Annotated in this window: 15 protein-coding genes; 8 read left to right on the top strand and 7 right to left on the bottom strand. The window is 36.3% G+C overall.

The genetic code is table 11. The features are described 5' to 3' along the window. Nucleotides 1-241 precede the first annotated feature (241 nt). Nucleotides 242-3,952 carry an AAA domain-containing protein gene (locus NSU02_RS15030; RefSeq protein ID WP_339193222.1) on the bottom strand — a complete coding sequence of 1,237 codons (3,711 nt, stop codon included), beginning with the start codon at nucleotides 3,950-3,952 and terminating at the stop codon, nucleotides 242-244. Between the two features lie 121 nt (nucleotides 3,953-4,073). Further along, on the bottom strand, nucleotides 4,074-5,324 hold the full coding sequence (locus tag NSU02_RS15025) for an IS4 family transposase (protein WP_339192832.1): 1,251 nt from the start codon (nucleotides 5,322-5,324) through the stop codon (nucleotides 4,074-4,076). A gap of 622 nt (nucleotides 5,325-5,946) precedes the next feature. On the opposite strand from NSU02_RS15025, the gene NSU02_RS15020 reads away from it, so the two are divergent. Beyond that, the gene (locus NSU02_RS15020; RefSeq protein ID WP_339193221.1) at nucleotides 5,947-6,135 is read left to right on the top strand and encodes a hypothetical protein; all 189 of its coding nucleotides are present in this window, start codon (nucleotides 5,947-5,949) and stop codon (nucleotides 6,133-6,135) included. Between the two features lie 32 nt (nucleotides 6,136-6,167). On the opposite strand, the gene NSU02_RS15015 is transcribed toward NSU02_RS15020, so the two are convergent. Together NSU02_RS15015 and NSU02_RS15010 are read right to left on the bottom strand one after the other, a co-directional pair. Next, the gene (locus NSU02_RS15015; RefSeq protein WP_339193220.1) at nucleotides 6,168-6,800 is read right to left on the bottom strand and encodes an RNaseH domain-containing protein; all 633 of its coding nucleotides are present in this window, start codon (nucleotides 6,798-6,800) and stop codon (nucleotides 6,168-6,170) included. 281 nt (nucleotides 6,801-7,081) lie between these two features. Further along, nucleotides 7,082-8,455 (bottom strand): IS1380-like element ISGsp2 family transposase, encoded by a 1,374-nt coding sequence (locus NSU02_RS15010; RefSeq protein ID WP_044899598.1) that lies wholly within the window; start codon nucleotides 8,453-8,455, stop codon nucleotides 7,082-7,084. A gap of 285 nt (nucleotides 8,456-8,740) precedes the next feature. Between NSU02_RS15010 and NSU02_RS15005 the strand changes: the two genes are divergently transcribed. The 3 genes from NSU02_RS15005 (at nucleotide 8,741) to NSU02_RS14995 (ending at nucleotide 9,617) form a co-directional block, all read left to right on the top strand. Further along, complete coding sequence (locus NSU02_RS15005; RefSeq protein ID WP_339193219.1) at nucleotides 8,741-8,911, top strand: hypothetical protein; 171 nt, start codon at nucleotides 8,741-8,743, stop codon at nucleotides 8,909-8,911. Next, a complete protein-coding gene (locus NSU02_RS15000) occupies nucleotides 8,883-9,206 on the top strand; it encodes a hypothetical protein (protein ID WP_339193218.1) in 324 nt (107 codons plus the stop codon). The genes NSU02_RS15005 and NSU02_RS15000 overlap by 29 nt, the downstream gene beginning before the upstream one ends. A gap of 87 nt (nucleotides 9,207-9,293) precedes the next feature. After that, nucleotides 9,294-9,617 (top strand): hypothetical protein, encoded by a 324-nt coding sequence (locus NSU02_RS14995; RefSeq protein WP_144597833.1) that lies wholly within the window; start codon nucleotides 9,294-9,296, stop codon nucleotides 9,615-9,617. Nucleotides 9,618-11,071: 1,454 nt separating this feature from the next. Here NSU02_RS14995 and rpsD read toward each other — a convergent pair. Next, nucleotides 11,072-11,674, bottom strand: a complete 603-nt coding sequence (gene rpsD, locus NSU02_RS14990; protein ID WP_063387361.1) for a 30S ribosomal protein S4 — start codon at nucleotides 11,672-11,674, stop codon at nucleotides 11,072-11,074. Nucleotides 11,675-12,061: 387 nt separating this feature from the next. On the opposite strand from rpsD, the gene NSU02_RS14985 reads away from it, so the two are divergent. Beyond that, nucleotides 12,062-13,867 carry a sensor domain-containing diguanylate cyclase gene (locus tag NSU02_RS14985; RefSeq protein WP_339193217.1) on the top strand — a complete coding sequence of 602 codons (1,806 nt, stop codon included), beginning with the start codon at nucleotides 12,062-12,064 and terminating at the stop codon, nucleotides 13,865-13,867. 145 nt (nucleotides 13,868-14,012) lie between these two features. On the opposite strand, the gene NSU02_RS14980 is transcribed toward NSU02_RS14985, so the two are convergent. Continuing rightward, entirely contained in the window at nucleotides 14,013-14,492 is a 480-nt protein-coding gene (locus NSU02_RS14980; protein WP_144597835.1) for a GAF domain-containing protein, read from the bottom strand. 124 nt (nucleotides 14,493-14,616) lie between these two features. On the opposite strand from NSU02_RS14980, the gene refZ reads away from it, so the two are divergent. Continuing rightward, nucleotides 14,617-15,252 carry a forespore capture DNA-binding protein RefZ gene (gene refZ, locus NSU02_RS14975; protein ID WP_327856529.1) on the top strand — a complete coding sequence of 212 codons (636 nt, stop codon included), beginning with the start codon at nucleotides 14,617-14,619 and terminating at the stop codon, nucleotides 15,250-15,252. Here refZ and hisJ read toward each other — a convergent pair. Then, the gene (gene hisJ, locus NSU02_RS14970; protein ID WP_339193216.1) at nucleotides 15,249-16,046 is read right to left on the bottom strand and encodes a histidinol-phosphatase HisJ; all 798 of its coding nucleotides are present in this window, start codon (nucleotides 16,044-16,046) and stop codon (nucleotides 15,249-15,251) included. The genes refZ and hisJ overlap by 4 nt on opposite strands. A gap of 186 nt (nucleotides 16,047-16,232) precedes the next feature. Here hisJ and ezrA point away from each other — a divergent pair, with 186 nt between their 5' ends. Both ezrA and NSU02_RS14960 read left to right on the top strand, forming a co-directional pair. Continuing rightward, on the top strand, nucleotides 16,233-17,933 hold the full coding sequence (ezrA, locus tag NSU02_RS14965; protein WP_339193215.1) for a septation ring formation regulator EzrA: 1,701 nt from the start codon (nucleotides 16,233-16,235) through the stop codon (nucleotides 17,931-17,933). Between the two features lie 504 nt (nucleotides 17,934-18,437). Next, complete coding sequence (locus NSU02_RS14960) at nucleotides 18,438-19,337, top strand: aldo/keto reductase (protein ID WP_339195812.1); 900 nt, start codon at nucleotides 18,438-18,440, stop codon at nucleotides 19,335-19,337. Nucleotides 19,338-19,493: the final 156 nt, after the last annotated feature.

Genomic DNA, 19,493 nt, shown 5'->3' with positions numbered 1-19,493 from the left:
GAAGGGCTATGTTTTCTCCTTCTTATCTTGATCACCATTCACAAAAAGATAAGAAGAGAAAAGGAACCAGGGCGGTTTAACCTTGATTCCTTCTACTCTAGCCGATTTTATACTGTCTACTTTTGGGAGCGCAATGCATAGGCACTTATAAATGAATTTATTGTAGGTGTTAATTTTGTAACTGTTATATTTTTTAAAATTATCCAATCAAAAAAGGCGTACCATATAGGGTACACCTTCTTTATGAAGAGCTATATTGCAATTGCTTTTTCAAATTCTCTTCTTTTATTATCTGTTTAATCATCTGATCGATCCGTTCTATTTCGGCAGTAGAATTTTTCCACCAGTTTCGGCTCCAAATTCTTGTGATTGTCCAACCTTTAGATTCCAAGAAGCGTTGTCTGTAAACATCTCTTTCTTTTGCTGAAGCGGAACTATGATACATTGCGCCGTCACATTCAATACCCAAAATATATTTTTGCGGGTTGTTAGGATGGACAACTGCTAGGTCAATCCGATATCCTGACATCCCTACTTGAGTGTCTACTTTATATCCTATTTTCGTTAGTTGATTGTATACTTGTTCTTCAAAAGGAGAATCAAACACTATATTTGTATTTTGCTTCTTTGTATTTTTGTTTTCGTTTAACTCCATTAGAATTCTTTCGATTTCTTCCCTATTTAATAAAGAAACTGCCTTTGCATATTCTAGATAACTTTTCAGCAACTTAGGGCCATCGTGCTTTGTATTAGAAACATTTAATTCATTAGGCTCAATACTAGATACTACATGGATTTGTTCTTTGGCACGTGTAATGGCAACATTTAGACGATTTTCTCCACCTTGTTGGCCAAGAGTTCCAAATCGATTATATACTCTTCCTTCCTCATTTTTGGCATAAGCGATTGAAAAGATAATAATATCCCGCTCGTCCCCTTGGACGTTTTCAATATTTTTTACAAATAGTCTCTCATCTAATTCTTTAGCCATGTTTTGTTGATATAAAACAGCGAATTCTTTGTCTTCTTCAATGTTGCGATCAATAATATCAAGTATTTTATCTTGTTGTTTTGCATTGAATGTGATAATCCCTACGGATGTTGATGGGTCAGACTTAAACAAATTCTTTAGTAATTCAACTACAGCAATTGCTTCAACTTCATTACACTGATTGATCCATCTGCCATCGACTTTATGCCACTGAATAGCAGCAGGTTTTTTTAATGGTTCTACATTCGGTGCTATTTGTATGTTGCCATTATAAAAAGCATGGTTTGAAAAGTTTATCAGCTCTTCAGATTTTGAACGGTAATGCCATTGTAACATTTTTTCAGGTAATATTCTTTTTGCTAAATTCAAAAGGCTTTCTGATTCATCTAACTCCATATGCTCTTCATCATCTTCATCACTTTGAACTTCACCTTTAAATAAGTTGGAAGGTGGAAGCTGTTTTTCATCTCCAGCAACCACGATTTTCGCTCCACGATAAATTGAAGGTAAACCGTTTTCCACCGTACATTGTGAAGCTTCATCAAAAATGACGACATCAAATAAATCTTTTTCTAATGGAAAAATGGCTGAAGCCGTTTCTGGTGATGTAAGCCAAATAGGAATTACGTCAAGTAAACCATTTAAAGAGAACTGTCTAACCAATTTTCGTACTGGCCAGATCATTCTTTTCTTTCCAACTTGATGTTTTAATTCTTTCATCGCTTTACTATTCATTTGTTTAACATTTTGCATCCTCTTTAACAATCGATGCATAAGGACCTTTATTGTTAGATCCCTTTTTTGGATTAATAGTTCTTTAAAATCCTTACGTATTTTTTCAAACTCATCTGTCCCGATTTTTGTTAGAATAGGATGTTTTTTTTCAATTTGATCGATCCAGTGAATATAAGCTGATTGCCTTACAATATCAACCCATTCATCAGCAATCTGTTTATGAATATTATCTCCGGTCTTTTCTTTCAGCATCTCTATGATGGTTTTAATGAAAGTTAAACTTTCTTCATAAATCCGATCCATATTTCTAAGTTCTTCAAAATCTTGTATAACAAATTCTTGTTGTTGTTGAAATTCTTTTAATGGTATATCACCTTTTGTAATTCTGGCATTAAATTGATCAATTGCTTCTTTTGAAAAATAGGTTTTAAGTGTTTCCACTTCTTTAGACATTTTTTCTGAAACCATTGAAAGTTCATAAAGGATACGCAGACTTTCTCTTAATTTTGGCCACTCTTTTGATGAAATCCCTTTGAATTTTTCACCGTTTAAAAGTTCTTCAACGATGGTTCTTCCTGTAAAAGATGTCCACCACCAAAGTCTTAGTTTTTGCAAGGTTTTCTTTTCATTCGGATTTAAGTCATCGTAAATTTTTTCTAATTTATCACTAACAAGCCAGCTATATTCTGGAGTAATGTCTTTTTGATCAAAGGAATCCAAATACTCAATGCTTTTTTCTGCTTTTTCAATCACATTTTTTAATATTTCAACAATTGTTAACCGATCTTTTAAATCTAAATGTGCGAAAGATTTTCTATTTTTTAGAGGATAGCTGTTCGATCCAAACCGTGCATAATAACTTCCATATGAAAATATTTTCATTAATACATCTTCAAGATTATCTTTATTTAAAGAAGATAAAACACTTTCTAGCTCTAAAATTGTATCAATTTCTGATATTGGCTTTCCAAGTCCGTATAAATCATATGCCTTAAACCCGTGATCTTGAACTTCATATAACCCTTTTGCGATAGCATTCAGTTCGGATTCATATTTTTCAATTTTGGCGGAAACTTGTTTTAGCTCTTCTTCATATTCCTCAATCGATTTATTCTCTTCAAGTAAAGTAAACAATTTGCGATATAAAGTTTTTCGATCATTTTTCTCATCATGTAAAAGGGCTACATGAGAAGATAATCCTAACAAATCTAGACGCTGGTAAACGACATCTAATGCCGCTCTTTTTTGACAAACTAACAAAACTCTTTTATTTTGTGCTATGGAGTTTGCGATTAAGTTAACGATTACTTGAGATTTACCGGTTCCTGGTGGACCATGAACAACTAGTCCCTTCTGATAATCAATTTCTTCAATAATTTCTTCTTGGGATGCATCAGAATCTAAGACATAAAACTTTTCATTTTCTCTTTTTTCTTGTTTTTTATTTATTTCCAATTCGTCGTTTTCCATGGATTCTTCATAAAAATTCTCACCAACCCCCAAAAGCTCTCCTAATATTCCAAAATCAGTATTATAATTTTCTGCGAGTGCTATTAATTCATCATAATCTTTTAGGAGCGCAGAGTTACCTTGAGGAAAATTACCTAATATTGCTATATTTTCGAGTTCAAATTCGCCTTTTTTATATTGAGGTATTGTATCTTTCGTATAATTTTTGAAAGACTGTAAAGTGGTTTGATTTGACCAAAGAATGTTTAATGAATGATTTTTTAACCAAGAAATCCACTTTAAGAAATTTACCGTTTTTGCCTGTTCTTCAGCTTCATCAAAAATATCTTCTGTTACATTAATCCCGTTAAATTTTTTAAATGCTAAGAATAATGTTCGATTTAGTTGTGGATCCCCTTCTTCCAAAAATAATTTCCATTGAATACCGCTTGCTTTTGTTTTTTCTAATTTTACTGGGTATAAAAATAAAGGCGCTCGAATAAAAGTTCCGTCTAACATATAACCAGTTATGTAAGGATACCCTACATACAAATCATAAAGCCCTGTTTCTTCTTCAATTCCTTTAATATTGCGGTAAAGAGTTGTTAATTTATTAGATAAAATTAAACTATCTTCATTATTTACATCTTGTTTTAATAAAGTTACATTACCTTTCTGATCAACAATCTTTTCCAAAATCGTTTCCGGATTAATCTGATTAAGTTTATTAATATAACTGATCAGTAGCGTTGCATAAAAAAATTTAATGTTTGTCAAGCTCAATAAAAATTCCAGTTATTTCATGTAACTGAATATTCAGACATACAATCTTTCTAAGCAAGCTTAAAAGGACAATGACGTCTTAATCGGCAGTCCATTTCCACAATTTGGTAATATATTACAGAAACATTGGATCATAAACTAAATCGTCTAGGTGTTCCACCTCCCCTTCTTCAAATTGGTACACGATGGTTTCAAAATCTTTTTCCCAATGGTATTTTTTCCGACCGTTGGACGTTCGAATTGGCTTTTTAAAAAGGGAGCGAACAAAACAGTCAAAACCTTTAAAAAGCAGATTCTGTAAAGTTCGCTTGATCTCTAATAAAGGACCATCGTGATTCACTTTTAATTGGAGCATGGCCTGTAAGCAATAGGTGATTAGGGCGATCCAAATTTGATTGTAAACGGCATTTTGACTTTTTCCATAAAATCTTTTTATCTTAAGGTGCTGTTTCATCCATTTAAAGAAGGTCTCTATCTTCCAGCGATATCGGTATAAATCTGCAATCTCTTCCGCAGAAAGATCAAAGCAATTGGTTATGATGATCACGGGATTCCCTTCGCTGTCGACCGTTTCGATCAATCGGAGAGGATGAGTCATTTTGGTATGATTACGGTCATTTCCTAAAATGACAATCTGATCCCTATAAATCAAACGTTCTGGATTGGGAATCCGTTCCGATAAAACTTCAATCTCTGCGTTCTTTTTAAGCCGGGTAATGAATCGCACCCCTTCTCGGCATAAGCGGTCGAACTGTTTGTAATCGACATACCCTCGATCAAACAAGTAAATCGCATTTGGATCGATTTCAATGAGTTCGTCCATCTGTGTGCGATCGGCATGTTTCGCGGGTAAGATAATCCCTTGATCCGGAACAGTGATATCCTTCGTTACAACAACCTTTAAATGGAGTCGAACACCAGCCTTTGTCTTACGAAAAGTTGCCCATGGATATTGGCTCAAACTCATGCTCATCGTGGTAGAATCAATGACCAGAAGACGACCAATGTTTCGGATGATCGGGGCATTTTTCATTTGCCCTTGGATCTTTAAGACCAGATATTTAAATACTTTTTCAAACAGTTGAGGGGATAATTGGCCTAATTTGCGAGAAAGTTGCGAAGTACTAATTGCATCAAATTCCAGATATGTCTGCAACTCTTCCTTGTCTTTCAAATGTTTGGCCAATTTTGTTAAGCTTTCCAATTCGTTTAACTGAGCGATGATACAAAGTTGTAAAAACTTATACGCCGTTAATTTTTTAATGTATTTGTCAACGTCAATCACATTAATTAGTTTTGAAAAAGTTATTGGATCGATCTCTTTAAATAGTTCATTTATTGTGGATTCTGTGGTATTCTTATCCATAATGGTTTCTCCTTATTCTTAGGATTTGGATAGGACTGCCAATCCTAATTATAAGGAGTTTTTTTATATCCAAAAAGATGAAATTTAACATAAAATTGGGCTTGACAAATTAAAATTAACTTAATGCAATGCTACTGATAACTGATATCAAAAGCCCATTTATCGTAAAGTTTCAACATTCGTATAGATCGATTCCGTCTACTTAGATCGTTAAGTCGATCTTTCAAATGTATAAGCTTTTGTTTCATACGATCACCTTTGATAAATTTTCTTAACTATTTATATTGAAAAGCATCATTTTTATACTTAAAAATCTATTTTTCATTATAACCTTCAGTATTTTACATTAAAAGACAAAATACGACTTTTATCAAAGAATTATTTAAAAATTAAAAAGTAAAATAACAATCAATGGAGTTAATATAGTTTTCCAGGACACATCTTAGTTAAGTCTCTACAATAAAATCGAGAGGATGTATCTCTGTGGAACGTAAACCAACAGGTAAAAATATAATGATACGTTTTTATCAGTTAGGTTGTTAAAGCTGATGATAAAATCGCCAATATAGCTGTGATAAAATTCCCCACTTACAATAGAACCATAGTGTCCATAAGAGGAGCTATGGTTCGTGATAGCGCGGGGGAATTTTTTGTGATCAAAGAAATGTTTGAGAAAGGAATGAATTGTCGAATCATGTCACAAAAACAAAAAGCAGAAGCCCAAACAGCTTCTGTGGTAAACATTCTTCATCAACTCAACATCATTAACGTAAACTCACCATCATCTTTTTTCTCTGGTCCAACGAAATGATTTATAAGCTCAGCTATAATGCCCTACACTATTCATGTTAGTTTTAAAAAAATTTCAATATAATCCTTTAAAGTCTCTAAACAATGCATTGGTAGCGGTAATTTTGTTGAAGCGTCATAGGTTAAATTAGCTCTTCTTAAATTATGGCACATAAGAGCTAAGCGATCCCTTTCTTCCTGTGAATGCCCCCCGCTTATAATCAATTCTACATTTTTTTGCTTTCCGATTAATTGATGTGGGATATCAACTTTTACAGCGTCATTTTTTGACTGTAAAGATTCCGGTCTTATTCCAATACTGTAGTAAACTCCTTTTTCATCTCGAAAAAGACCCGATTTTTTCGTAAATTCCTTCTTATCGTCTGTAATATCATAGTAAGGGACTTCCTCTGTAGTATTAATCCGGATTACTTTTATCCGATTATTGTACTTTAATAGATCACTTTGGAAAGGAAGTTCATAAAGGCTTACATTTTCGTTTCGAAGCTCGGCCCATTTCTGATTATAACGAAATACAGAATCTAGTAATAAAATGATTGTTTTATCTGGATATTCCTCTAATAAAAGTTCTATTTCTTGTTCAATCCAAGAGCGTATACTTGTTTTTACAATGGACTTTTGAATCGTTTCAGTATTTAGCGATATAATCGATTGATCAATCGGCAACCACCCTTTATCAATAAAGAAAAGCTTGTCAAATTTTATTTTAATTGTAAAATACTAGTTATATAGGTAATTATCCTGAATCCGTGATGAATTGAAATCGACTTTGATTTTGTTGTAATTTTGATGGATTGATAATCCATAAAACCCCTTTTATGCTTATGACCTATGTCATCTCTATTTCCGAAAATGGAACAAATCTCTTTTTTAGGTATACGAACCAAAAAAATAGACAAAAAAGCACAGGGAGTGACGTTGGACATCAGTTCCCGAACATTCGTTCGTTATCTTGCCTCTCTCCATTTCTGATAGACGTTCAGTAGGGGCTCGCTATAGCCACTCCTTCGCGTCAGTTTCATCCAGATCTGTCGTGATCGACGGACGAGTCGCCCTGCCATCGTGATCACCGTCTGAATAATCGTCTTGATGCGGCGGCGTTTCACTTTGTGGTGCAACGGATGTCTCGGATCGCTTAATAGATCTTGTCCAATCAGACGAAGAAGATTGTAAACGAAGGCTCCCATGACCAACACGAGCGCATTCGTTTTCATCTTCCCAGATGGAAGCCGCTCTAAATCTAAGTCGCTCTTCAGTTCGCTATGAAACTGTTCGCATGTCGCATGGTCATGATACAACGCGAGCACATCGCTCATTCGAACATGCTCGTATCCTTTGAGCCGCACCCAATAGCTTTCCACTTCATAATCAGGAACGAGCATCAGCTGTCCATTGCGTTCCATCGTCCGTTCCGTCACTTGGGTGACTTGAACGTACGTATACGTGTTTCCATCGATCGCTGCCTTCTGTGGAAGGCATAGCTCATAGGTTTGTACTCCTTCGCTTTGTCCATCATCGACACGTTTGCCCTTTTGCGAAGCGATCTGGAACCAAAGCGCTTTCGATTCTCGGCGTAAGTTTCGCTTGATGACAAAGTCCACGTCTTCCTTTAGGCATACGTGCACATTCGCTTCTGCATCGTTTCCTGCATCCATGCGAACAAGCAGACGAGATGAAGTCAGTTGACGAGCTCGACGGATAGCGGTGACTAAAAACGAGGGCATGTTGTCTTGCACATGTTGTTTCCCTGGACGCAACTCGGCATGAACGAGATACCCTTCCTTCCCTGCATACGCAAACAACGGTGTAAAACCGTCAAATCCTTTATACGTTCGACTGACTCCTTCTTTTTTCGTATCGGAGTTGTCAAATGGGGAACCATCTATATCAAGGGGAAGCCATGTCGTCTTTCCTTTGGTCCAACAAGGGGACAAAGTGGCATGTCGTTGAATCAACAGACGTATGGACTCCTCCCAAAGAATCGTTTCGGTCATCGGAAGACAAGCGAGCTGATCGAGTCGTTGTCGCAAGGTTGGAGAGGAAGGCACGTGCTGAATCCCCATCGATGCCGAAAAGATATCGTCCTGACGATACGCTTCGATATGATCGAAATCCGTTTTTCCTGTGGCAAGCAAGCCAATCATCGAGCGAATGACATCGCTATGGGAAATGTGCACTTCTCGACGAACCGTTGGAAGCCGAAGTGCGTTTACCCGTTTATCCAGTTTCGTTCGATGGAGTAAGTAGCCAACGAGAGCAAGCCCAGCACTTGGGGTAATCGCTTCATCTGTCAATACAAACCGAATCGGGAAATCTTTCATCACATCACCTACTTGATGAAGAATCGTCAACGTCGTTTTCCCTTATCGTATCAACGGTTTGCGACCATTGTAAAGATGTTTTGTCACGGATTCAGGTAATTATATGAAAATTAAAAATATTTGTTTGGTTTCATTGCACTTTTTTGCCCTTATTTTTATACGAGTTTTCCAGTAAATGCACAAAGTAATCTTCAGACAATTATCATCGCCTGTATATATGACGAATTGCCCTGTGATTTAATTGAAGATTTAGAAACAGTTCCGACTGCGGAGAAGGGGGAAGAGGTGATCTCTCGGCAAGATGGATTTGAAGTGAAAATTGACATAGACGATCAAGAAGCGGGCTCGGAGCTATCGGTTTCTGTCGATGCCCCAAACTTAGAGAATGATGGAACACTTTTGTTTGTGAGAAGGAGTGTAGATGATTATGAATGTTATGGAACCAAGTGTTTATGAACCTACATATATATCCATCTTGTTAATCTTACTCGGTTTAGGTTATTTATTTTTAATAGGATTAGCTATTTCCAAATATCAATTTAAGATTTCCGGTAAAATTTTTTTGGTAATATCCATTGTAATTTATTTATTGGTCGGAGCTTATATGGTAGGAACAGGATATTATATCGATGAGGAGGCACCTGATGCGCTTGTTTTTCATAAATTTGGCTTTTTGGAATTAATCATCCTGTCCTATGCGTACATTTTTTTAGGACTTGCAGTAGGGTTTGGGAAAAGGAAAGAGAATTGAAATTGGAAATCCCCAAGGAATTTGGAGCCGTGGAGACGGGATATAAGGATGTAATCCATAATAAAGGAATCAAGGAGAACGATAACAATGAAAATTAGTGAATTGGCTGTTTACGAGCCATATTATATTTCAATTTTTTTAGTCTTACTTGGATTAGGATATTGGATGATAATTGCGTTAGTTGTTTCTAAATTTCGTTTTACTATATTCGGTAAATTATTTTTGGCAATATCCATTGTGATCTATCTCTTGGTCGGGGTTTATATGGTTGGCAAGGGGGATTATATCGATGAAAAAGCTCCGGATTCACTTATTTTTCATAAATTTGGCTTTTTGGAATTAATCATCCTGTCCTATGCGTATATTTTTCTAGGACTTGCAGTAGGGTTTGGGAAAAGGAAAGACAATTGAATGTTAAATCTTGGATTTTTCAATATTCCACTTGTTTTTTCATAACACGGTTATGCAAAAAAGATTGGCCAAATTTTATGGTCAATCTTTGCATTTATCTATTCAAATACTTTTGTTGAAGAGGAAGATCTTATCGTTTTATTTTCTCTCCGCTCTTATTTCTTTTTTTAAGAAACCAGAACAGGACTGTAAGTGAAAATAATAAAATTGGTATATATCCAACTAACCGCCATGCGTTTAACGCACCGAGAAAATAATATGCAACTGGTAAAAATGTTACAGTACTAATAAGCATAAACAGCCAAGAACGATGGAGTAAACCAATTATAAATGTAATTATTGAAATAACAAATGAAGTTCTCCATAAGAATATAATCAAATTAAAATCATCCAATATATCGTCCCCCCCTGCGTGAAATACTGTAATATTCAAAGAAACTAGGAGCTGTCGAAAAAGTCAGGGTTAACTGACTTTTTCGAGCCCCTTCATTTTAGGGACTTATCGGGCAGACCATTTTTTCTATCTTTTTATATCCTTCAGAAGTCTTATGAAGGACTTTTCTTATGCTCCCTCTTTCTGAATTGGTTCTTCAAAAGTTTTCTGACGGACATTCAGCACATACAATTGCTTCTTGTTGGGCTTCATTGCCTCTATGAAGAACATTTACAAATTTTATTCAATTATTTTTGTCCTTCACAGTAGTATTTCTCCAAAATCTTTCATTTTAGAAACTCATCGGACAGCCCCTTTAAAAAATTGATTTCTTACTCATCATCAACTTTTAATTTTAAATTTGAGTAAAGAACTAAATTCCTACTTCAAATTTTGCTTCGTCATCCGATGTATCAGCATCTATTTCATTAGAAGATCGTTAATCGATATTATTTCACCAGCTGTAGAAAGCATTTGTTATTGGGATTTTACAAATAAATCTAATAGAATATTGCCGTATATAAATATTCTTCATTATGCACTCAATTCCTTTTTTGTTTTAAGAAGTGAGTCTTCAAGCTTTTTTCTGCAACGATATGGCATGCAGGCACAAAACTAAATAATTTTTGTAAGGTGTTTGTGTTTAAATTCAATAGAGCAAATGTCCCGTGTATTTTATGTGATTAAAAAGAATTGGTTAAAAATAGGGAAAATTTTAAGTTATAAAACGTTTTACTATGCACATACATTTTATGAATCGTGATAGATCTGAATTTACTGATACGATTTCAAGATTTCCACAGGTTCTAAATCTCATTTTGGTACTTTCGTGTATATAAAAATAATTCAGCATCTGTCCGCATTTTTATAAAAAGTAGCTCCAAAAGCTTCCCCACTTGCCCCAAAATAATACATTATGATCAAATTATGATAAAACCTAAATTGAAACAAAAAAACCCTGAAATCCTTGCTTCTCAAGGGTTTCAGGGTTTTAAATACTGAATTATACAATCTAATTTTATTAACGAGAGTAGAACTCGACGATGAGCGATTCGTTAATTTCCGCAGGCAATTCAGAGCGTTCAGGCAGACGAGTGTATGTTCCTTCAAGCTTTTCCGGATCAAATGTTAAATATTCAGGAACAAAGTTGTTTAATTCAACCGCTTCTTTAATGATTTGAAGGTTGCGGGATTTTTCACGGACAGAAATCGTTTGGCCTGGTTTTACTTGGTAAGACGGAATGTCCACGCGGCTTCCATCCACTAAAATATGGCCGTGGTTAACCAATTGGCGTGCTTGACGGCGAGTGCGAGCCAAGCCAAGACGATAAACAATGTTATCTAAACGAGACTCTAAAAGGATCATGAAGTTTTCACCGTGAATACCCGGCATTTTGCCCGCCTTTACGAAAGTATTGCGGAATTGACGTTCGTTAACTCCGTACATATGGCGAAGCTTTTGTTTTTCTTGCAATTGTAAGCCGTATTCAGAAAGTTTTTTCCGTTGGCCTGGACCATGCTGACCAGGTGCATACGGGCGTTTTTCAAGCTCTTTGCCTGTGCCGCTCAAAGAAATGCCTAAACGGCGGGAAATTTTCCATGTAGGACCTGTATAACGAGACATATTGCTCCTCCTTTTGTATTTTCGATTGTAAAATACAAACAGACTGATTCTCTCAATTATGCACATTTTGTTTTCATGTACCTTCGCTCCAGCAGCAGAGAGTTACACGGTACACCTCAGATTTGAGGAACAAAATGACATCATAATTGTCGAATCCTTAGGCTGCTATATTTTACACAACGATCATTATATGATTTTAAATGAGCGGTGTCAAGATTATTTCCTTTGCTGTCAGCGAAAAGGAATATTTAATCCGACGAACTTCACACATTCATTTCTATTTTTTGTGAAAAAAATACCAATTTTTTCACAAAAAAAAAAATGTGCTTCATGTTATAATACTATTAAAGTAATAAGGTCTATTTTCCCGGTTATAGGTGGTGGAGTATGGATTGGGATCATTTTGAAAACTTATTTTTCCGATTACTTATGAATGATTCGGACAGGCAGCATTTCGATGAATTTATTAATGAAATGTTTGCAATTTTAATCAAAGCATTTAATCTTCAAAATGTGTCGATTTGGAAAGAGATCGGTTCGAATCTTTTTTTATGCCAATACTCGAGCAATGACGATGTAAAAGGTGCTTCGAAATCATTTAGCTTCAAAGACGATGAACAATTTGTAGTTTACAAAGAAAAAGGACGATTGTTTTTGCAGTATTCGGCAGAATCCTCTCCAAAAATGCTGTTGGAATTCAGAGGAGGCCGTGTACTTCACAAACTTTCTAATCAACAACTAGAAAAAATTTCTAAAATATGTTTTGCCATGTTTTTTCACGGAAAAAAATTATATTTGCAAAAAACGCTTAAAGAAAAATATTATCAATTGTTTTTATTAACTGATGAACTTTATTCCATTATGAAAGAAGAAGAAGTGTTAAACAAGCTTTATAACACTTTGAGGCAAATGTATCCCGACCTATTATGCCATTTCATTTTGCCAATGGATTATTCATTAGGACATGAAATTCCTGTGAAAAATTTGGAGCAGGAAATAGATCAGTATGAGGAAGCTATGACAGCCTTTTTGAAAGGCGATATGGTCGTAAGAAGCTCGTCAAACGGGCTCTATATTTATGTCCCGATTGCAGGAAGACAGGGTGTTTATGGATTAATTGATGTACATATCCCACTTCATATTGAACAAATCGATGACGTAATCGATATGATCGAAAAAGTGGCAAAGGCCGGCGGCAAAGCGCTGGAAAATGCCAAGCTGTATGAACAGTCGAAGCAGCATGTAAACGATTTGCAGCTCATTAATGATACGGCTCGAAAAATTAATAAAAACTTGCGGATTTCAGATACGATGAAATACATGGTTAAAAGAATGCTTCGTTCATTTTCTGCAGATGAGGCCGCTTTTTTTATTTTTGATGAAAATAAAAAATGGAACATGCTTTCAGAAAGTACATCGTTTTTCCATTCAGATGAATCGAAGGCTTACGTTGATTGGGTTGCACAAAATATATTGGAGCAAAATAGTGTATTCACTGGCGATATTTCCAATTCCATTCTCGGGGAAGCCGTTTATAAATCAATAATGGCCGTTCCGATGATCGACAGTGAAAAAATCATCGGATTTGCTGTTGTGCTGCGTAAAGAACCGTATTCCTTCACGTTTGATATGTACAAATTAATGGAATCGCTTGTGTCTCATTCTACACTCGCCTTTACGAACTCCATGCTTCGGGAAAAGCTGGAATTGCTCGTGATCACAGATCCGCTTACAAATCTTTTTAATAGAAAATATTTTGACGAGGTTGTTCATCAATCGTTTAAAGAAGACCAAAGAGGCACATTAATTTTAATAGACGTAGACAATTTTAAACAAATCAATGATACGTATGGCCACCAAGTAGGCGATAAAGTGCTTATTCAAATTGCTAAAACTATAGGGAACAACATACGGGAGGAAGATGTAGGAGCTAGATGGGGCGGAGAAGAGCTGGCCATTTATCTTCCTAAAGTGGGTTTAAAAATCGGATGTGAAGTGGCAAACAGAATTGTTTCAGCTGTGCGGAAATCAACGAAACCGCCTGTAACAGTTTCATGCGGTGTTTCCTGTTGGGATGCAGCCCATAAAAATGATTCGCCTGCCCTTCTTTTTAAAAGAGCAGATGATGCCTTGTATCAGGCAAAGCGCAATGGAAAAAATCAAGTATCGGTTTTAGACCAAAAAAGAGCATAAAGGGTTCCTAGGTATTGCTTTGATTTGTTAAAATCGTTTGACAGATCGTAACTAGGGACCCTTTTTTATATCATTTGAAAGGGTTCAAAAGTTGAATGCTCATTTCCACCTGTTCACGACTTCCGGCGTTTGAAAAACAAGGCTATTAAAGGTATTCTGTAAGAATATTCGTAAATTTTTCTAAATATCTTTGGTCTATTTCATCAAATCGGTTTTTAATCGGGCTGTCAATATCTAACACACCGATTACCTCATCGTTCTTAATAAGCGGGACAACGATTTCCGATTGTGATCGCGCGTCGCAGGCGATGTGTCCAGGGAACTCATTTACATCAGCCACTCTCACCGTTCTTTTTTCGAAAGCAGCCGTTCCGCATACACCTTTGCCAATAGGAATTCGGACGCATGCCGGCAGCCCCTGAAAAGGTCCGAGAACAAGCTCATCTCCGTCTTTTACATAAAAACCAACCCAATTGATTTCTGACAAAAATTGATTCAACAAGGCGGATGCATTAGCTAAATTCGCTATGACATTTTGTTCCCCTTCAATCAATGCTGTAAGCTGTTTTAACACAAGCTCATAATTTTCTTCTTTTGTTCCATTATAGCTTTCGACGACAAACATGGAAATTCCTCACTTTCTTTTTCAAAATGACAAGTAAGTACGAACTTTGTCGAGAAATTATAGCAGGAAAATATCGTTGCGGGTAGAAAACTTCTAACAGCCATCAACAAAAGGAGTGATCCACTTGCAAACGAAAACGAACACTGTTACGAAAGAAAATATCGTTGATGCAGCAATTTTCCTTTTTAATACAAAAGGTTACACCGGAACATCGGTTAGGGAAATTGCCAAACGGGCCAATGCAAATATCGCCCATATTTCTTACTATTTTAAAGGAAAAAACGGATTATTGGAACATTTAGTGTCCAAGTTTTATGAAGGTTATTTAGACGTAATCGATCAATGCTATCAAAAATGTACAGAATCTCCAAAACTCTCTCTTATGGCAATCGTTGAAGAACTTCTCCGCTATCAATATGAAAACCGCCGGCTTGCCCGTTTTGTCCACCGAGAAGTAACGCTTGATTCGACTCTCATTCGCCAGGTGATGATGACTTATTTAGCGAAAGAAAAATATTATTTGCTTAACCTGCTTGAACGAGGGATGCGAGCGAACCAATTTAAACAAGTAGACATTCCCCATTTTTTAGTACAATTCAAAAGCTTAATAAATATGCCGTTTTTACAGCCTCAATACATGTATGAAGTTTTGCATATTAATCCGTACGAAGATTATTTTGTCAAGCAATATAGTAAACAGCTGGTTTCATGGCTGGAACAAATACTTTTTCAGAAAAACGAAAAACAATCAAATGACTAAACCATTTTTTCAAAAAGTGGAAAATCGCTGCCTACATCCTTCGCGCTATGGGCATCAGAACCATAAACGAGAGGGATGCTTTGTTTTTTGGCCGCTTGTATAATATCCTCTGGCGGGTAAATTTCTCCGCAAAAGGCTTTTCGTAAACCGGAAGTGTTGACGTCGAGTTCCATCCCCCTTTTGTTCATTTCAGCAAAAATCTGTTCAATATAAGGCTTTTCATCAAATGTGGCTTGGAAAAGCTTTTGAAATTTGTGTATTAGCGTAATATGTCCAAGCCGCTTCGGCTTATACTTTCCAAGATCTGAAACAACCCCTTTTAATACTGCCGCATAATATAATTCGTATAAATGATTGATGCCGCCTGAAAGCTCCGCCATTTTTTGAAACGTATGTTCATCAAAATCTACACAATAATATTGTCCATTTAATTTTAAAAAATGTACGGACAAAATGCTGTCATCAAGAAAAGGACCGTATTTGTCCAAAAATTGCGCTGTTTCTCTTTCAAAACCGTTAATATAGTCTACTTCTAAACCGATATGAATATCGATATCGCGTTTATATTGTTTTTTTAAGTCTAGCAAAATAGACAAGTAGCGGTCGATATCACTGAAGGGCATTGCGCTGTCCTTATCGGGAGTTGGATCAACAAACCCTTCCGGCAATGGAGCATGTTCTGTAAAGGTTATAGCAGAAAATCCTTTTTTTATGGCAGTTTCAATATACAATTCAAATGAATCGTCCGTACCGTGGGGACAAAAAGGGGTGTGAACATGTCCATCTTTTTTCATAGAAATCACCTCAAGTTTGTCGAGATTTATGTGAAAAAATTAAAAATTTTGCTCAAAAAATGTCGTTATCATGGTATCATAAATACATTGAGAACACATTATTTTCTTTTGAAAGTTTTTTCGACAACGTCGTTTAAAATATATATATACCCTTTAAGAAAGTGAAACGGACCGAGGGGGCTCATAATGGAAGTTGTGATTGTATTAATTTTATTGATTTTCCTTCTATTTGGAATCGGTTATGGATTTCGAAAAAATATTTATAAAGAAGTAGACCGTCTTGAAGCTTGGAAAATAGACATTATGAATCAGTCCATAACAGATGAACTGTCCAAAGTAAAAGAATTAATCATGAGTGGAGAAACAGAAGAATTGTTTGAACGCTGGCGAAAAGATTGGGATGATATCGTCACTAGCAGGCTTCCGAATGTGGAAGAGCTTCTGTTTGAAGCGGAGGAATATGCTGAAAAATACCGCTTTAAAAAGTCAAAAGAAGTTTTATTACATATTGAATTGGTTTTAAAAGAAATAGAAGAACAAATAGCCGGCATTGTTCAGCACATTAACGATCTTGTTGCAACAGAAAGCAATAATAAGACAGAAGGTGAAGCAGTCAAACAGCAGCTAAAAGAGTTGAAAAAAACACTGCTCTCCCATCGCCATACATTTGGAACTGCGTATGAACGGCTGGAAAAAGAGTTATATGAAATGTTACATACAATGGAAAAATTTGATGAGGAAATGAACTCAGGAAATTACGTAACAGCGAAGGAAATTTTGGATGAACAAAAACAGAAGCTTGAAGCACTCCAATTAAAAGTAGAGGAGATTCCAAAGCTTTTAACTGAATGTCAAATGATTGTGCCGAACGAGATTTCCGAATTGAAAGAAGGGTATAAAAAACTGCTCGAGGATGGCTACAAGCTTGAGCATTTGGAAGTTGAAAAAGAAATTTCGCATATCGAGGAAAAAATGCAGGGCTTGAAAAAGAAGCTAAGTGAAGCAGAGACAGAAGACGTGAAAATGGGTCTTGATTCCATAAAAGAAACGATTGATAACATTTACGAAATGCTTGAGAAGGAAGTGTATGCGAGCCAATATGTAAGACAAGAAGCGGAAAAAACCGGGGAAAAGCTGCAATCTTTATTAGAGGAAAAAAATGATTTAAAAGAACAAGTCAGTCTTGTACAGCAGAGCTACCAGCTGTCAAATGATGATGTCGACAAGCTAAAAGAGTTGGATAAACTGATGAACCAACTGAAAAATCATTACAAGCATATTTTGGCAAGCATAGAGAACTCCAATATTGCGTATTCCGTTTTACAGGAGGAACTGGAAAGTTTTAATAAGCAAATTGATCAAGCAAAGGAAAAATACAACGAATGGCATTCGATGCTTCAGGCATTGAGAAAGGATGAATTAAACGCGCGCGACAAATTAGCAGAACTAAAGCGAATGATGGCTGAGATTAAACGGGCGATTCGAAAAAACAACATTCCCGGCCTTCCGGAAAGCTTCGTGGAGCAATTACAAACTGCTCAGCAATCGTTTGAAAAGGTCAGCAATGCGCTTGAAGAAATTCCGCTCGATATGGATCGAGTCCAAACGTATTTAAACGATGCTGTGAGCATCATCGAACAATTAAAAGAAAACACAGATGAGATCATTGCCCAAGTTTGTTTAGTCGAAAGATTAATACAATACGGTAATCGATACCGCAGCACGTATTCGGGCCTTGATAAAAAATTAAAAGAAGCTGAACAGTTGTTCAGAAATTATGAATACAGCAAATCTTTGGAGCAAGCGGCTGCTGCCATAGAGGAAATCGATTCGGAAGCGATGAAAAGAATACAGAAGCTTGTTGAAAATGAATTGAAAGATCTATGATTTATGCCTGTCTTCGTTTGAAAGACGGGCATTTTTATTGCCGATGCTTCCATATTGGACTATAGTCAGTAAGCATTTTTATTTAACTATGAGGAGTTGAAGCAATAATGCTGCGCGAAATGTCGGTTTGGAGAGCATATTTTTTCACTTAACATGAGAAAACCTATAAGAAATTGAAACTCCACTCGTACAAACATGAGCAATTGCAGAGCTTGTTATCTATAAGATAATGAAATTCCACAGCCGGATGATTTTGTGAATCGTCCTTTCCTTATTTTTATTTGTCCCTTCTAGGCGCTTGCCGCTGTGACGGGCTTTTTTGTTGTAATTCATTGCCACATTTGTTATAAAGGTGAAAAAGGGAAACAATAGCAATCAAACAAACATTAAAAACAAGTTTCGAAAGCACGTACATATTTTTGAAGTTGAAAAGACGGTTGAGGTATGAAAGCGGAATTTTATAGAATGGGAAATTCACAATATAACGGAAAGGGTCGAGAGTGGATGGGAATATTGGACAGTAATAAAATCATGGAAATAAGAAGTCATGTTGAAAAACGAGTAGTGAAGCTGCCTGATGGTACGACTGTTCCATGCATAGGTCAAGGAACATGGTACATGGGAGATAAGCCACAGGAGAAAGCTAAAGAAATAAAAGCCTTACAACTTGGAATAGAATTGGGCATGAAAGTAATTGACACTGCTGAGATGTACGGAAATGGCGCTTCTGAACGCTTAGTCGGCGAAGCAATCAAAGGGCGCAGAGATGATGTGTTTTTAGTCTCTAAAGTGTATCCGCATAATGCAGGACTAGACAAGATTTCCGTTGCATGTGAAAACAGCTTAAAACGGCTGGGGACGGACTATTTAGATTTATATCTTTTACATTGGCGAGGCCGCATTCCTTTAGAAGAAACAATCGAAGGTATGGAAAAGCTGCGAAAAGAAGGAAAAATATTAAGATGGGGAGTCTCCAATTTTGACACAGACGATATGGAAGAGCTATGGAACACGCTCAACGGATCAAACTGTGCGACAAACCAAGTGTTATACCATATAGGTTCGAGAGGAATTGATTTTGATCTGCTGCCTTGGCACCGGGAACATCATATACCGATTATGGCGTACAGCCCCCTTGCCCAAGGAGGTACATTAAGAAAGCAGTTGTTGACGGATCCAACTGTTAATGAAATTGCCAAAAAATATAATGTAAAACCATTACAAATTGCACTTGCTTGGACGATACGCACGGATGATGTCATTGCTATTCCAAAAGCTGGGCAAGAGCAGCATGTGCTGGAGAATGCTGAAGCTGCTGCTATTGAATTAACCCAAGAAGACTTGAACCGACTTGATGAGGCATTTCCAAAACCTCGTAAAAAAGTGCCTTTGGATATCATTTAACATGTTGCTGAAGCAATATTCGGTAATACGCTGGAGTTGTCCAGAAAGTCAAGCTCCCATCGAAAACAAAAAATCATAAACACCGATATATCAAAGTTTCTAAAACATTAAAGGGGTCAATAACCCGAAAAAACGACTTATTAGACAGCCCCTTCA

Origin of the sequence: Aeribacillus sp. FSL W8-0870 (assembly GCF_037963755.1) — a bacterium.
Classification (GTDB): domain Bacteria; phylum Bacillota; class Bacilli; order Bacillales; family Aeribacillaceae; genus Aeribacillus; species Aeribacillus composti.
The sequence above is the reverse complement of the archived record's forward strand: the minus strand, read 5'-3'. Positions and strand labels throughout refer to the sequence as shown.

Coding starts and splice junctions, on each gene's coding strand:
- NSU02_RS14980 (WP_144597835.1), bottom strand. CDS start 14,492: ATGTTTGTCGTCGAAAGCTATAATGGAACAAAAGAAGAAAATTATGAG.
- NSU02_RS15025 (WP_339192832.1), bottom strand. CDS start 5,324: ATGGATAAGAATACCACAGAATCCACAATAAATGAACTATTTAAAGAG.
- rpsD (WP_063387361.1), bottom strand. CDS start 11,674: ATGTCTCGTTATACAGGTCCTACATGGAAAATTTCCCGCCGTTTAGGC.
- NSU02_RS14995 (WP_144597833.1), top strand. CDS start 9,294: ATGAAAATTAGTGAATTGGCTGTTTACGAGCCATATTATATTTCAATT.
- NSU02_RS15020 (WP_339193221.1), top strand. CDS start 5,947: ATGGTTCGTGATAGCGCGGGGGAATTTTTTGTGATCAAAGAAATGTTT.
- NSU02_RS15000 (WP_339193218.1), top strand. CDS start 8,883: ATGAATGTTATGGAACCAAGTGTTTATGAACCTACATATATATCCATC.
- hisJ (WP_339193216.1), bottom strand. CDS start 16,046: ATGAAAAAAGATGGACATGTTCACACCCCTTTTTGTCCCCACGGTACG.
- NSU02_RS15010 (WP_044899598.1), bottom strand. CDS start 8,455: ATGAAAGATTTCCCGATTCGGTTTGTATTGACAGATGAAGCGATTACC.
- NSU02_RS14985 (WP_339193217.1), top strand. CDS start 12,062: ATGGATTGGGATCATTTTGAAAACTTATTTTTCCGATTACTTATGAAT.
- ezrA (WP_339193215.1), top strand. CDS start 16,233: ATGGAAGTTGTGATTGTATTAATTTTATTGATTTTCCTTCTATTTGGA.
- NSU02_RS14960 (WP_339195812.1), top strand. CDS start 18,438: ATGGGAATATTGGACAGTAATAAAATCATGGAAATAAGAAGTCATGTT.